Source organism: Nocardioides sp. Z24_21 (assembly GCF_058134345.1).
Genome location: NZ_JBYTTH010000002.1, coordinates 528,163 through 541,717 on the forward strand (window position 1 = coordinate 528,163; position 13,555 = coordinate 541,717).

Annotated in this window: 16 protein-coding genes; 9 read left to right on the plus strand and 7 right to left on the minus strand. The window is 73.3% G+C overall.

Annotated features, from left to right (window positions below; genetic code table 11):
* Positions 1–89 precede the first annotated feature (89 nt).
* From hemL to ccsB, 6 genes are read left to right on the plus strand one after another with little or no spacing between them, the layout of a single operon-like run.
* Positions 90–1,430 carry a glutamate-1-semialdehyde 2,1-aminomutase gene (gene hemL / locus AC3X7Z_RS08920; RefSeq protein ID WP_489975698.1) on the plus strand — a complete coding sequence of 447 codons (1,341 nt, stop codon included), beginning with the start codon at positions 90–92 and terminating at the stop codon, positions 1,428–1,430.
* Between the two features lies 1 nt (position 1,431).
* A complete protein-coding gene (locus AC3X7Z_RS08925; protein WP_489975699.1) occupies positions 1,432–2,109 on the plus strand; it encodes a histidine phosphatase family protein in 678 nt (225 codons plus the stop codon).
* A gap of 29 nt (positions 2,110–2,138) precedes the next feature.
* Entirely contained in the window at positions 2,139–2,678 is a 540-nt protein-coding gene (locus AC3X7Z_RS08930; RefSeq protein ID WP_241005308.1) for a TlpA family protein disulfide reductase, read from the plus strand.
* Complete coding sequence (locus AC3X7Z_RS08935) at positions 2,671–3,420, plus strand: cytochrome c biogenesis CcdA family protein (RefSeq protein WP_186340149.1); 750 nt, start codon at positions 2,671–2,673, stop codon at positions 3,418–3,420. The genes AC3X7Z_RS08930 and AC3X7Z_RS08935 overlap by 8 nt, the downstream gene beginning before the upstream one ends.
* Complete coding sequence (gene resB / locus AC3X7Z_RS08940) at positions 3,417–5,081, plus strand: cytochrome c biogenesis protein ResB (protein WP_489975700.1); 1,665 nt, start codon at positions 3,417–3,419, stop codon at positions 5,079–5,081. Before AC3X7Z_RS08935 ends, resB begins: the two co-directional genes overlap by 4 nt.
* On the plus strand, positions 5,078–6,166 hold the full coding sequence (ccsB, locus tag AC3X7Z_RS08945; RefSeq protein ID WP_186340150.1) for a c-type cytochrome biogenesis protein CcsB: 1,089 nt from the start codon (positions 5,078–5,080) through the stop codon (positions 6,164–6,166). The genes resB and ccsB overlap by 4 nt, the downstream gene beginning before the upstream one ends.
* Here the strand turns inward: ccsB and AC3X7Z_RS08950 are convergent.
* Entirely contained in the window at positions 6,080–6,256 is a 177-nt protein-coding gene (locus AC3X7Z_RS08950; RefSeq protein WP_186340151.1) for a hypothetical protein, read from the minus strand. The two genes, ccsB and AC3X7Z_RS08950, sit on opposite strands and share 87 nt — an antisense overlap.
* Before the next feature lie 36 nt (positions 6,257–6,292).
* Between AC3X7Z_RS08950 and AC3X7Z_RS08955 the strand changes: the two genes are divergently transcribed.
* Positions 6,293–6,577 (plus strand): DUF4229 domain-containing protein, encoded by a 285-nt coding sequence (locus AC3X7Z_RS08955; RefSeq protein ID WP_489975701.1) that lies wholly within the window; start codon positions 6,293–6,295, stop codon positions 6,575–6,577.
* A 32-nt stretch (positions 6,578–6,609) separates the two neighbouring features.
* Positions 6,610–7,677, plus strand: coding sequence for a DNA glycosylase AlkZ-like family protein (locus AC3X7Z_RS08960; RefSeq protein WP_489975702.1), 1,068 nt, complete (start codon positions 6,610–6,612; stop codon positions 7,675–7,677).
* On the opposite strand, the gene AC3X7Z_RS08965 is transcribed toward AC3X7Z_RS08960, so the two are convergent.
* The 5 genes from AC3X7Z_RS08965 to AC3X7Z_RS08985 all read right to left on the minus strand — a co-directional run bounded on the left by AC3X7Z_RS08965 (position 7,664) and on the right by AC3X7Z_RS08985 (position 12,697).
* Positions 7,664–8,920: a GNAT family N-acetyltransferase gene (locus tag AC3X7Z_RS08965; protein WP_489975703.1), complete on the minus strand. Its 1,257-nt coding sequence runs from the start codon at positions 8,918–8,920 to the stop codon at positions 7,664–7,666. The two genes, AC3X7Z_RS08960 and AC3X7Z_RS08965, sit on opposite strands and share 14 nt — an antisense overlap.
* 49 nt (positions 8,921–8,969) lie before the next feature.
* A complete protein-coding gene (locus AC3X7Z_RS08970; protein ID WP_489975704.1) occupies positions 8,970–9,845 on the minus strand; it encodes a 1,4-dihydroxy-2-naphthoate polyprenyltransferase in 876 nt (291 codons plus the stop codon).
* On the minus strand, positions 9,829–11,184 hold the full coding sequence (locus AC3X7Z_RS08975; RefSeq protein ID WP_186340156.1) for an MFS transporter: 1,356 nt from the start codon (positions 11,182–11,184) through the stop codon (positions 9,829–9,831). Before AC3X7Z_RS08975 ends, AC3X7Z_RS08970 begins: the two co-directional genes overlap by 17 nt.
* A gap of 81 nt (positions 11,185–11,265) precedes the next feature.
* Positions 11,266–12,525, minus strand: coding sequence for a NupC/NupG family nucleoside CNT transporter (locus AC3X7Z_RS08980; RefSeq protein WP_186340157.1), 1,260 nt, complete (start codon positions 12,523–12,525; stop codon positions 11,266–11,268).
* A gap of 4 nt (positions 12,526–12,529) precedes the next feature.
* A complete protein-coding gene (locus tag AC3X7Z_RS08985; RefSeq protein WP_489975705.1) occupies positions 12,530–12,697 on the minus strand; it encodes a hypothetical protein in 168 nt (55 codons plus the stop codon).
* A gap of 24 nt (positions 12,698–12,721) precedes the next feature.
* Between AC3X7Z_RS08985 and AC3X7Z_RS08990 the strand changes: the two genes are divergently transcribed.
* Positions 12,722–13,225, plus strand: coding sequence for a mycothiol transferase (locus AC3X7Z_RS08990; RefSeq protein ID WP_186340159.1), 504 nt, complete (start codon positions 12,722–12,724; stop codon positions 13,223–13,225).
* A 28-nt stretch (positions 13,226–13,253) separates the two neighbouring features.
* Here the strand turns inward: AC3X7Z_RS08990 and AC3X7Z_RS08995 are convergent, their stop codons facing one another.
* Positions 13,254–13,541, minus strand: coding sequence for a DUF1330 domain-containing protein (locus AC3X7Z_RS08995; protein ID WP_489975706.1), 288 nt, complete (start codon positions 13,539–13,541; stop codon positions 13,254–13,256).
* Between the last annotated feature and the right edge of the window lie 14 nt (positions 13,542–13,555).

Below are 13,555 nucleotides of genomic sequence, written 5' to 3' on the forward strand. Positions count from 1 at the left end.
CGTGCGCGGGCTGTGCGCCAACCCACACCCGGCCACCGGGGGCGGGCGCCGACTGGGTATCCCTTGCACACCTGCGTGACAATGACCCGGTGACCCCCGCGACCACATCCGCGACCACCACCTCGAGCACAGCGGCCAGTGAGGCCTGGTTCGAGCGTGCCCGTGCTGTGACGCCCGGCGGCGTGAACTCGCCGGTCCGCGCGTTCACCGCGGTCGGTGGGACGCCACGCTTCATCACCTCCGCGTCCGGGGCCTGGCTCACCGACGCCGACGGCAACGCCTACGTCGACCTGATCTGCTCGTGGGGCCCGATGCTGCTCGGTCACGCCCACCCCGAGGTGCAGGCGGCCGTGGCGGCCGCCGTGGCTCGCGGTACGTCCTACGGCACCCCCACCGAGCCCGAGGTCGAGCTGGCCGAGGAGATCGTGGCCCGCACCCCGGTCGAGCGGGTACGCCTCGTCTCCTCCGGCACCGAGGCGACCATGTCGGCCATCCGCCTGGCCCGTGGGGCGACCGGTCGCGACCTCGTCGTGAAGTTCGCCGGCTGCTACCACGGCCACGTCGACCCGCTGCTGGCCGAGGCCGGCTCCGGCGTGGCGACGCTCGCCGTCCCCGGCACCAGCGGGGTGCCGGCCTCGTCGGCTGCGGAGACGCTGGTCCTGCCCTACAACGACCGCGAGGCGGTCCGGGCGGCCTTCGAGGTCCACGGCCCGCGCATCGCCTGCCTGATCACCGAGGCCTCGCCCGGCAACATGGGCGTCGTCCCGCCGGCCCCGGGGTTCAACGCGTTCCTCGCCGAGACCTGCCGGGCGCACGGCGCGCTGTTCATCAGCGACGAGGTGATGACCGGCTTCCGCGCCACCGCGCAGGGCGGCTGGGGGCTCGACGGGGCGATCGAGGGGTGGACGCCCGACCTGATGACCTTCGGCAAGGTGATGGGCGGCGGCTTCCCGGCCGCGGCCTTCGGCGGCCGGGCCGACCTGATGGCCCACCTCGCGCCCGAGGGCCGCGTCTACCAGGCCGGCACGCTCTCGGGCAACCCGGTCGCGACCACGGCCGGGCTCGCCACGCTGCGGCTCGCGACCCCCCAGGTCTACGAGCAGCTCGACGCCACCGCGCGGACGATCCGCGCCGCCGTGGCCGAGCACCTCGAGGCGGCCGGCGTCCCCCACGTGGTCCAGACGGCCGGCACCATGTTCTCGGTGTTCTTCCGTGAGGCGCCGGTCCGCGACTTCGCCGAGGCGAGCGGGCAGGACACCGCGGCGTACGCCGCGTTCTTCCACGCGATGCTCGACCGCGGCGTCTACCTGCCGCCCTCGGCCTACGAGGCGTGGTTCGTCTCCGCCGCCCACGACGAGCGGGCGGTCTCCACCGTCATCGAGGCCCTGCCGGCCGCCGCCGCCGCGGCCGCAGCGGCGGGAGGTCACTGACATGGGTGTCCAGACGATCGTCCACCTGCTGCGCCACGGTGAGGTGCACAACCCCGACGGCGTGCTCTACGGCCGGATGGACGGCTTCCACCTCTCCGAGCTCGGCCAGCAGATGGCACGGCGCGTCGCCGCGACCATCGGCGACCGCGACATCGTGCACCTGCGCACGTCGCCGCTGGAGCGGGCGCAGGAGACCCTCGCGCCCCTCGCGACCCGGCTCGGGATCACCCCGCAGATCGACCCACGGGTCATCGAGTCCGGCAACAAGTTCCAGGGCGTCGACTTCAGCGCCGGCGCGATGACGTTCGTCAAGCGCCCCGACCTGCTGCGCCACATGTACAACCCGTTCCGACCGTCGTGGGGCGAGCCCTACGACGAGATCGCCGGGCGGATGGTGGCGGCGGTGCACGACGCCCGCGACGCGGCCGTCGGCCACGAGGCGGTGGTGGTCTCCCACCAGCTGCCGATCTGGACGACGCGGCTGTTCCTGGAGAAGCGCAGCTACCTCCACCACCCCAAGACCCGCCAGTGCACGCTGTGCTCGCTCACCAGCGTCGTGTTCGACGACGACCGGATGGTGCAGATCCGCTACTCCGAGCCGGCCGGCGACCTGATCCCGGTGGCCGACCGGTCCGCGCCGTTCTCCGCCGGTGGCGCTCCCCGGGAGGACCGGCCCTGACGCTCGTCCGCCCCCTCCTGAGGCTCCTCGTGGGCCTGGCCTGCCTGCTCGCGCTGGTGGGCTGCTCCAGCCTGTCCGGCACCGGCGACAAGGGCTACATCTCCGGCACCGGCGTCCCGACCGAGGTGGCCCCCGCCGACCGCGGCGAGCCGGTCTCGCTGACCGGCACCGACCTCGACGGCGAGGAGGTCGACCTCGCCGACCTGCGAGGCGCGCCGGTCGTGGTCAACGTGTGGGCGTCGTGGTGCCCGCCGTGCATCCGCGAGCAGCCCGACCTCAACGAGGCGGCCGAGGCGCTCGGCGACGACGTGGAGTTCCTCGGTCTCAACATCCGCGACGCCTCGCGCGACGACGCGGCCGCCTACGTCCGCGACCTCGAGGTGCCCTACCCCTCGATCTACTCCGCCGACGGTGCCGCCCTGCTGCCGTTCGCGGGCACGCTGACGCCGCGCTCCATCCCGAGCACGGTCGTCCTCGACCGCGAGGGCCGCGTCGCCGCCTCGGTCAACGGCCGGGTGCCGACCACGCAGACGCTGGTCTCGCTCGTCGAGGCGGTGCTCGATGAGTGACTGGTTCCAGGAGACGGCGCTGTCCGGGTCGATGGTGCTCGCCCTGCCCGTCGCCCTCGCTGCCGGCCTGATCTCGTTCTTCAGCCCGTGCGTCATCCCGCTGCTGCCGGGCTACCTGTCCTACGCCACCGGCATCTCCGGCGGCGAGCTCGACCAGGCCCGCCGCAGCCGCATGGTGCTGGGCGCGACGCTCTTCGTGCTCGGCTTCTCGGTCGTCTTCGTGCTGCTGGGCAGCCTCACCGGTGCCGCCGGTGCGTGGCTGTTCACCCACACCCGCCAGCTCAACCTGGTGCTGGGCGTCATCACGATCCTGCTGGGCGTCGCGTTCCTGGGCGCCTTCGGCTTCCTCCAGCGCGACTGGCGCATCCACAAGGTGCCCGCCGTGGGGCTCGCCGCCGCACCGCTGCTCGGCTTCCTGTTCGGCGTCGGCTGGACGCCCTGCGTCGGCCCGACGCTGGCGGCGATCAACGTGCTGTCGGTCAACGAGGCCACCGCCGGCCGCGGCGCGCTGCTGTCGGCCGTCTTCGCGCTCGGCCTCGGCCTGCCCTTCATCGCCGCCGCGCTGGCCTACCGCCGGATGCTCGGCGCGTTCGCCGTCATCCGGCGCCACCAGGTGCTGGTCGTACGCCTCGGCGGGGTGATGATGATCGCCGTCGGCATCCTGCTCGTGACCGGCTGGTGGGACCGCATCGTGCAGTGGCTCCAGCTGCAGGTCGTCCAGGGATTCGCGGTGCCGGTGTGACCGACCTCCAGCAGCGACCCTCCGACGACCGGCAGGCCACCGCGCTGCCCACCGACCTCACCGCTCGCGAGCTCGGCCGGTGGACGTGGCGCCAGCTGACGTCGATGCGCACGGCTCTCGTGCTGCTCCTGCTGCTCGCGCTCGCCGCGATCCCGGGGTCGGTGATCCCCCAGGAGAACATCGACTCGCTGGCCGTCAGCCAGTGGCGCGACAACCACCCGCAGCTGGCCCCGATCTGGGACCGGCTCGACCTGTTCAACGTCTACGGGTCGGTGTGGTTCGCCGCGATCTACATCCTGCTGATGATCTCGCTGATCGGCTGCATCATCCCGCGCCTGTTCGTCTACGCCCGCGCCCTGCGCGCCCGGCCGCCCAAGGCCCCCCGCCACCTCTCCCGCCTGCCGGAGAGCACGTCGTACACCACCGACGAGGACCCCGACGTCGTGCTGGCCCGGGCCGCAGACGTGGTGCGGAGGCGTCGCTTCCGCGTCGACCACGTCGCCGGGTCCGACGCGGTCGCCGCCGAGCGCGGGCACCTCCGCGAGGCCGGCAACCTGCTGTTCCACCTCGCCGTCATCGTCGTGCTGGTCGGCGTGGCCGCCGGGAGCCTGTTCGGCTACAAGGGCGGCGTCATCCTGCTCAACGGCGACGACTACGGGTTCTCCAACAACCTCACCCAGTACGACGACTTCGCGCCGGGCGCGCTCTTCGACCCCGACGTCATGGAGCCGTTCTCCTTCAGCATCACCGACTTCGACGTCGACTGGCTCACCGAGGGCGAGCGGGCCGGGATGGCCCGCGAGTTCGTCGCCGAGATCGACTACGAGACCGAGCCGGGCGGCGAGACCAAGCGCTACGACCTCCGGGTCAACCACCCGCTGACCATCGGCGGCACCGACGTCTTCCTCATCGGCCACGGCTACGCGCCCGTGATCACGATCCGCGACGGGGAGGGCGAGGTCGCCAAGAGCGGCCCCGTGGTCTTCCTGCCGACCAACGCGCAGACCTTCGAGTCCTTCGGCGTGGTCAAGGCGCCGTTCGCGCGCCCGGGCCAGATCGGGCTCGAGGGCGCCTTCTACCCGACCTTCGCGATGGGACGCGACGCCGACGGCAACCTGACCATGCCCGCCTCGGTGTGGGGCGACGCCCTCGATCCGTTGCTCTCGATGAGCCTCTGGACCGGCGACCTGGGCCTGGTCGACGGCAGCGCCTCGTCCGTCTACGTCCTCGACAAGGCCGACGCCACGCAGGTGATGAAGGCCGATGGCCAGCCGTTCCGGCTCGACCTGCGCCCCGGCGAGACCGTGACGCTTCCCGACGGGCTCGGCACCGTGACGTTCGAGGGGCTCCAGCGCTGGAACAAGATCCAGATCAGCCGGTCGCCGGGCAAGCTGGTCGCCCTGGCCGGGGTGGTCCTCGCGCTGCTGGGACTGCTGGGCTCCCTCTTCGTGCGCCCGCGGCGCCTGTGGGTGCGCGCGCGCCGGCAGGACGACGGGAGCACACTGGTGGAGCTGGCCCGGCTCGACCGGTCGTCGGCGGGCGATCCCGAGGACGGGGCCGCCGAGCTGGCCGCGATCGTCGACGACCTGCAGCACCCGACCGGCACCACCCGGACGAACAGCACCACCACCACCACCACCAAGGATGAGGAGCAGTCGTGACCGACGCACAGTGGGAGGTGTTCAGCTACCAGGGCGTCATCGCCGCCGCGGTGCTCTACTTCCTCGCCATGCTGGCCTACTTCTTCCAGCTGGCCGGCCTGCGCACCGTGGGCAGAGCCGAGCCGGTGGCGGCAGGCGTCGGTGTGGGAGCCGGACGCGGCACCGAGTCAGTCGGCGCCGGGCCGAGCACCGGGCCGAGCACCGGGCCGAGCACCGGGGCCGCCGACGGCGGACGCCGCACCGAGGTGGCCGCCCGCCTCGGGCTGGTGCTGACCGTCTTCGCGGTCCTCGTGCACCTCGTCGCCCTCGTCGCCCGTGGCCTCGCGGCGGACCCCAACCGGGTGCCGTGGGGCAACATGTACGAGTTCACGATCTCCGGCACCTTCGTGGTGGCGCTGATCTTCGTGCTGGCCACGCTGCGTCTCGACATCGAGTGGCTCGGCCCGCTGGTGACGACGTTCGTCGTGGCCGCGCTCATGGCGGCCTTCCTCGGCCTCGACGACGCCCTGCTGCCCCTGCCCGACGCCCTGAACTCGCCGTGGCTGGTCATCCACGTGGTCTCGGCGGTGATCGCGACCGGGGCGTTCACCATCGGCGCGCTGCTGTCGGGTCTCTACCTGGTCAAGGCCCGCTCGTCGGCCACCACCGGCTACCTCGCCCGGGTGCCCGAGCCCAAGGTGCTGGACCGGCTGTCCTACCGGATGCACGCCTTCGGCTTCCCCGTGTGGACCTTCGCGGTCCTCATCACCGGGCCGATCTGGGCCCACCAGGCGTGGGGCGCCTACTGGAACTGGGACCCGAAGGAGGTGTGGGCCTTCATCACCTGGGTGGTCTACGCCGCCTACCTGCACGCCCGCGCGACGGCGGGCTGGCGCGGGCGCAACGCGGCGATCCTGGCGCTGGTGGGAGCCGCGACGCTGTGGTTCAACTTCATCGGCATCAACTTCTTCAGCAGCACCAGCCAGCACTCCTACGCCGAGGGCGCCGCGCCGGAGACGTCAGTCGTCGTCGGGGTCGCGCGGACGGTCGAGTCCGCGGAGGAAGTCGGGGTCGTCGTCGGGTCCGATCACCCGCGGGCGCGGTGACGTGCCGCCGTCGAGGCGGCGCAGCGTCAGCCTGACCAGGAACCACACGACGATCGCGATGGCGGCGACGACGAGCAGGACCTTCAGCATTCCTCCAATGTAGTGGGGGGCGCCTAGTCTGGTGTCGTGAAGGAGTTCGTCGTCTACACCGCCATGCGGGTCCTGTTGTTCCTGGCGTCGTTCGGCGTCGTCGTCGGCGTCATGGCCCTGTTCCTCGATGGCCGCTACAACCTGTTCTGGGCCGTGATCGCGGCCTTCCTGATGTCGGGCATCGCCTCCTACTACATCCTCGACCGCCAGCGCGAGGCCTTCGCCCGGCGCGTCGAGGAGCGCGCCGCGCGGGCGTCGGCGGCCTTCGAGGCCCGCAAGGCGCGCGAGGACGAGGAACGTCCCGGCGCCGAGCGAGACTGAGCCGGGACCGATCCACGTTGGCGCCGCTGCGGGTGGACCGGCGCCGGGCGCTCGCGTGGCGCCTGCGCCGTCAGCACCTGCTCGTCGGCGCCGCCGACGCCACTGAGGTCGTCCGGACCCTGGCCGCGGTGTCGGTCTTCGGCGCCGACCCCGACCTGTCCGTGCGCCGGCGCCTGGCGGTCCCCGGGGAGCCGGGGGAGGTGCAGCGGGCCCTGGCCGACGGCCGGCTCGTGCGGACCATCTCCTTCCGCGGGTCGGTGCAGCTGATGGCACCCGAGACCGCCGGCGTCTACATCGCGCTCCGCTCGGCGGGGCGGCAGTGGGAGCTGCGGAGCTGGGTCGAGCACTACCGGCTCGCGCCCGAGGACTGGCCCGACCTGCGCGCGATCGTCCGCGAGGTGGTGGCCGACGGGCCCGTCTCCCCGCAGGCGGTCGCCGACGTCCTCGCCGGCTCGGGGCGCTTCGCCCACCTCGCGCGCGAGTTCGCCGAGCCCAACCACACGTTCCTCAAGCCCTTCGCGTGGCAGGGTGACGTCGTGCTCGGCCCGGACCTGTCCGCACTCGACCTCCAGAGCCCCGCGGCCGCGCCCGGGTGGGCCGGTGTCCCCGACCTCGAGGAGGCCGGCCCGCAGGCCGTGCTGGAGTACGTCGACGCCTACGGGCCCACCACGCCGGCGCACGTCGAGCGCTGGCTCGGCGGGGGCCTCAGCGCCGGCCGACGGCGCCTCCAGCGGTGGTGGGACCAGGTGGGCGACGACCTCGTCGAGGCGGACGTCGAGGGGGAGCGGCGGTGGCTGCTCGCCGGGCACGCCGACGATCTCGCGTCCGCGCGCCCGGAGCCGACCGTGGTGCTGCTGCCCGGCAAGGACGACTGGGTCATGGGACCAGGCACCGACGACACCTGGGTGGTGCCGCCCGCCCTTCGTCCGGCGATGACCCGCGGAGCCGCCCCGGTCGTGGCCGACGGCACCGTCGCCGGGACGTGGCGGGTGCGCGGCGACGTGCTGGAGGTGGACGCGCCGCCGGCGCCCGGCCTGGCGGCCGAGGCGACCCGGCTGGGCGCGCTCCTCGGTGCCGACCTGGAGCTCAGAACCCCGTGAGGTTGTAGGGCTGCTCGTCGAGGTCGGCCATCGCGGCGAAGCGTCGGACGGCCTCGTCGGTGCCCTCGACGCGCCCGGCGCGGCGGAGCTGGGGCACCGGCACCGTGCCGAGGAACAGCGAGCCCAGGGTCTCCGCGGTCACCCGGACCTCGCCGGCCCCCTCGCTGGGGACGACCGTGGCGACGCCGGCGGCCGACGTCACCTCGAAGGTGCCGGCCGCGTGGCCCTGCGGGTCGTCGACCTCGAGCACGACCGTCCCGTCCGCCGCCCAGGGCCGCGCCGCGAGCGCGCGGGGGACGTCGAGGACGCGCAGCCACAGGAACTCCCGCAGCGCGGTGGTGCGCACCCGGTTGAGGTCGCTCAGCGCCCACATGAGCGGGTCCTGGGGGTGGAACATGCCGAAGGAGACCGTCCTGACCCGGTCGAGGCCGGCCAGGAACGACCACAGCCCGAGCTGCGCCTCGGTGGTGAGCGCGGCCATCTCCTCCACGTTCACGGAGTCCTTCTCGCCGTGCTTGTAGATGGCGAAGCCGTCGACGCGCCCGTCGTCGCCGACGTGCACGGCGGTGCGGATCCTGCGGTTGCTGCCGCTGCCGTTGAAGTCGTAGGCACCGGAGTGCATGTCCTCGTACTGCGTGGGCCACTCCACCGACCCGCGCTGACGGGCGTGGAAGGCGGTGAAGACCGCCTCGACGTGGGGCCAGGCGTCGGCCGGCTCGAGCAGCTCGACGCGGCCGGGGTCGACGAAGGACCGGAAGGCGAAGCCGGGCGAGGTGTCGACCTCGACGCCGTGCTGGAACGTCGCCGGACCGAAGCCCCACCGGCCGTAGATCGTGGCCTCGGACGCGGTCAGCGCCGCGACCGGGATCCGCTGCTCGACCGCGTCCGCGAGGTCGGCCTCGATCATCCGCCGCAGCAGGCCGCGGCGACGGTGCGCCGGGCTGGTGGTGACGTCGGTGACCATCCGCAGCGGCAGCAGCTCGCGGCCGGCGTTGAGGGTCTTGTCGAGGCTGGCGTAGGTCGCGACGGGCATCGGGCCGGAGCCGAGCTCGGCGTCGGGCAGCCAGGCGCCCCGGACCGTGACCCGGTCCGTGCGGTAGTGCCCGATCCCCCGCTCGACCAGCTCGTCGTCGGGTCGAGGGTCGCGGAAGCCGCGCAGCACAGCGCCGACCCAGCCACGGAGCCGTGCGACGGCCGGCTCCGCGTCGTCGGAGAGGTCGAGGATGGCGAAGTCGTAGTCCACGCCTCAACGCTAGTCAGCGCGGGCGGCGCCCCGCCAACGGGTTACGGCGTCAGGAGAGCACCAGCAGCGGGCCGGCGACCAGCAGCGACCAGAGCAGCTCGGCGGCGCCGGTCGCGGCCAGCACCGGGACGAGCCCGCCGCCGGTGGCCCCGCCGAGCACGGCCCGGGTCGGGGGCAGCGCGCGGGCCAGGAACGCCAGGCCGAGGAGCGCCCACCAGGTGGTGGCGGCCGCGACGGCCACCACCGCGGCGGCGGCGACCAGCACCAGGAACGCGTAGGCGTAGCGGGTGCGCTCGTCGCCCAGGCGCACCGCCAGCGTGCGCTTGTCGGCGAGCGTGTCGGTGGGGATGTCGCGGAGGTTGTTGGCGACGAGGATGGCGCACGCGAGCGCCCCGATGCCGACCCCGGCGTAGAGCGCCGCCCACTCCCACGTCCGGGTCTGCACGTAGGTGGTGCCGACGACCGCCACCAGGCCGAAGAAGACGAAGACCATCACCTCGCCGAGGCCGAGGTAGCCGTAGGGCCGCTGCCCGCCGGTGTAGAACCACGCGGCCACCACGCACACGACCCCGACCGCGACGATCCACCACGCGGTCGTGGCGGCGAGCACCAGGCCCGCGGCCGCGGCCACGCCGAAGGCGGCGAAGGCGGCGGCCTTGACCGCACCCGGTGACGCCGCCCCCGAGCCGACGAGGCGCATCGGGCCGACGCGGTCGGCGTCGGTGCCGCGCACGCCGTCGGAGTAGTCGTTGGCGTAGTTGACCCCGACCTGCAGCGCCAGGCTCACCACCAGGGCGAGCAGCGCCTTCCACCACACGGCGTGGTCGACGTACGCCGCGACGCCGGTGCCCGCGAGCACGGGCGCGACCGCCGCGGGGAGGGTGCGCGGCCGGGCGCCGGCGAGCCAGTCAGCGGAGGAGGTCACCGGTGGATTCTGGCAGGGGCCCGTCGGGTTCGAGCATCGTGGGCGGCCCGCCGGCGGCCGCGTCCTCCGGCGCAGGCCCGTCCGCGCGCGCGTCGGCCAGCACGTCGGCGGGCACGTGCTGCTCGAGGAAGCGGCGGCCCGCGTGCGCGGACACGTGCAGCCCGGCCGCGGCGACGACGACGATCACCGCGATCGTCAGCCAGCCGAAGGCCCCCCACTCCATCGCGAGGAAGCCGTAGACCGCGGGCGCCCAGAACCGTCCGAGGGTGCCGCCGAGCTCCGAGACGCCCTGGTAGTCACCGCGGCGACGGGGGTCCATCAGCTCGGCCTCGAGCGTCCACCCCGATGCGGAGAGGTAGAGCTCGGCCCAGGTCAGGACGACGTGACCGAGGAAGAACAGCGCGATGGTGAGCCACCCGGTCGTCTCGTGGGTGGCCAGGGTGACCAGGCAGGTCAGGACGAAGAAGACCGTGGAGAGGCGGACGGCGCGCAGGGCGGTCGTGACGTCGCGGATGCCACGCGACGCCAGGCGCGGCAGCACGATGCACATCACGGTGTTGGTGCCGAAGAGCACCGCCACCAGCACCTTGGGGGCGTCGGTCTCGGTCACCAGCCACACCGGGATGACGGTGTGGAGCAGCACCTGGTTGGTCCACATGACACCGGTGAAGAAGGTGACGGCGATCCAGCTGCGGTTGCGGATCGCCGGGATGCCCTCCGGCTTGGCCCGTGGCTCGGAGCTGCGGACGTCGTGGGTGGCGTCGGGCAGCCGGGGGATGGCGGCGCTGTTGCACAGGAACAGCACCGCGCTCAGGAGCGGCGCCCACCGCAGCGCCTCGGTGCCGAACGCGATCGCCCCCGCCCCGAGGAACGCGCCGATGCTGAAGCCGACGTTGAGCGCGGAGTAGAGGTAGGCGCGCGACTCCACTCGCTCCGACGGGGGGAGGATGTCGATGACGTACGCCCCGTGCGCCGTGCCGCCGAGGGTGCCGGCGACCTCCATCGCGACGGCCAGCGCGACGTACTCGGGGAAGCTGTCGATGAACGGCCACGCCAGGAAGAGCGCACCTTGGCAGGCGGCCGACAAGGTCCACATCCGCTTGGGGCCGAAGTGGTCGACGAGCTTGCCCATCGGCACCGCCACCACGAAGCTCGCGATCGCGGCGATGGTGAGGCCGATGCCCACCTGGCCGAGGGAGAGCCCCACCACGAGGGTGAAGAACACGGCCGATCCCGCGAGGAACGTGCCGTCGCCGGAGGCGAAGAGGAGGGACTGGACCGACAGCCGTCCGGCGAGGGTGGAGGGGGGAGTGGCGTAGTTCTTCAGTGCGGTGAGCATCGCCGGCCATCCTCTCCCGCAGCACCGACGCCCGTCCTGCGATTTTCGGTCGCGTGCGTCACGCCCCGCCTCGTGCGGGGGCTAGATCGCGATCACGACGCCGGCGATCGCGGCGTTGGCCAGGTTGGCGAGCGCGCCGGCGACCAGCGCCCGCACCCCGAGCTGGGCGATCACGCCGCGGCGCTCGGGAAGCAGGGAGCCGAGGGTGCCGATCTGGATGGCGATCGAGGCGACGTTGGCGAAGCCGGCCAGCGCGAACGTCACGACGGCGACGGTGACGGGGGAGAGGCTGTCGATCTCGGGCCCGAAGTTGGCGAACGCGACGAACTCGTTGAGCACCGTCTTCTCGCCGATCCAGCCGCCGGCCTGGCCCGCCTCCGACCAGGGCACGCCCAGCAGCCAGGCGAGCGGCGCCAGGCACCAGCCGAGGATCCCCTCGAAGGTGAGGTCGTCGATGCCGACCCAGGACCCGACGGCGCCCAGGATCCCGTCGGCCAGGGCGATCAGCGCGACGAACGCGATGAGCAGCGCGCCGACGGTGACCGCGATCCGCGCCCCGGCCAGGGTGCCGTGCCCGATGGCGTCGATGACGTTGGTCGACTCCTCGTCGCGCACCGCGCGCACGTCGACCTCCTCCTCGGCGTCGACCGGGGTCGCGCCCTCGAGCTCGTCGTCATCCGGCGTGCTGTCGGGCCACATCACCTTGGCCATCAGCAGCGAGGCGGGGGCGTTCATCACGGTCGCGGCGAGCAGGTACTCCAGGGGAGCCCCCAGCAGCGAGTAGCCCACGAGCGTCGAGCCGGCGGCGGCCGCGAAGCCCGCGGTCATCACGGTGAACAGCTGCCCGCGGCGCAGCGAGCGGAGGTAGGGCGCGATCATCAGCGGCGCCTCGGACTGGCCGAGGAAGATCACCGTCGCGCCGTACATCGACTCGACCTTGCTGATCCCGAGCAGCCTGGAGAGCGCGCCGCCCAGCAGCCAGGTGGCCCACTGCACGACCCTCAGGTAGTAGAGCAGGCCGATCAGCGCGCCCAGGAAGATGATCACCGGGAGCACCTGGAGGGCGAAGATCGTCTGGTCGTCGTCGCCCACCTCCAGCAGGGGGCCGAACACGAAGGTCGTGCCCTCGCCGGCGTAGCCGATGAGGGTGGCCACGCCGTCGGAGACCCACTCGAGGGCGTCCTTGCCCGGGCCCCACCGCAGCACCAGCGCCGCGAAGGCGACCTGGAGGGCCAGCGCGACACCGACGGTGCGCCACGAGATGCCGCGCCGGTGCGTGGACAGCGCGACCGCGATGAGCAGCAGCAGCGCCAGGCCGAGGATCCCCCGCAGGTCCGACATGGCCCTACTCCGGCCGGCGGTCCTGGTCCGGGGCCTCGCCCTCAGGGCGGCCTTGCGCCATCCGCCCGGTGTCGCGGGTGATGCGCTCGGCGCGGCGCCGCTCGAAGAGGAGGATGGCGACCACCACCCCCACCATCACGACGACGGTGACGACCAGCCGGAAGGCGTCCATCCCCCACCATGGCACGCTGACCACGTGGACACGAACCCGCACGACACCACCCGCGACGACCTGCTCGACTGGCTGGAGAGCAAGCGCCGCCACGTCCGGCAGCAGGTCGAGGCGATGCGGATCGAGGACCGGCGCGTCTCGACCCTCCCGTCGGGGTGGACGCCGCTGGGGCTGGTGCACCACCTCACCCACGACGTCGAGCGGCTGTGGTTCCGTGCGGCGGTCGGCGGCGAGCAGGTCGCCCTCCCCGTGGGCTACGACGGCTGGCGGCTCCCGATCGACCTGAGCGACGACGACGTGCTGGGCGCCTACGAGGAGGAGTGCCGGCTCGCGACCGAGGTGATCGCCCGGCGGCCGCTGGACGCGCCGCTGGCGTGGTGGTTCGAGGGCGAGGACCCGCCCTACTCGACGATGCGCGAGGTGCTGCTGCACGTGCTCGTGGAGACCGCGACGCACGCCGGACACCTCGACGCGTGCCGCGAGCTCGCCGACGGCGGCCAGCGGCTGGTGCTCGACCGGCCGGAGTGAGCGGCGCGGGGTGGGCCCCGCCGGCCCCTCAGGCCCCGGGCACCACGCGCATGTCGCGGTCGGCGCCGCCGTCGAGCGCCCGCAGCGCCTCCTGGTAGGCCGCGCTGTCGTGCGCGGCGACGGCGGCCTCGACCGAGTCGAACTCGATGACGACGGTCCGCGTCGCCCGACCGTTCTCGAAGGTCGCCTCGGGCACCCCCCGCACGAGGAACCGCCCACCCGCGGCGACGAGCGCCGGGCCGGCGAGCACGGCGTAGGCCGCGACCTTGTCGGGGTCGTGGACGGCCGTGTAGGTCGTGATCCAGTACGCGCTCATGCGCGCGACCCTAC

Coding starts and splice junctions, on each gene's coding strand:
- AC3X7Z_RS08995 (WP_489975706.1), bottom strand. CDS start 13,541: ATGAGCGCGTACTGGATCACGACCTACACGGCCGTCCACGACCCCGAC.
- AC3X7Z_RS08950 (WP_186340151.1), bottom strand. CDS start 6,256: ATGCTGAAGGTCCTGCTCGTCGTCGCCGCCATCGCGATCGTCGTGTGG.
- AC3X7Z_RS08925 (WP_489975699.1), top strand. CDS start 1,432: ATGGGTGTCCAGACGATCGTCCACCTGCTGCGCCACGGTGAGGTGCAC.
- AC3X7Z_RS08935 (WP_186340149.1), top strand. CDS start 2,671: ATGAGTGACTGGTTCCAGGAGACGGCGCTGTCCGGGTCGATGGTGCTC.
- AC3X7Z_RS08980 (WP_186340157.1), bottom strand. CDS start 12,525: ATGTCGGACCTGCGGGGGATCCTCGGCCTGGCGCTGCTGCTGCTCATC.
- AC3X7Z_RS08985 (WP_489975705.1), bottom strand. CDS start 12,697: ATGGACGCCTTCCGGCTGGTCGTCACCGTCGTCGTGATGGTGGGGGTG.
- AC3X7Z_RS08975 (WP_186340156.1), bottom strand. CDS start 11,184: ATGCTCACCGCACTGAAGAACTACGCCACTCCCCCCTCCACCCTCGCC.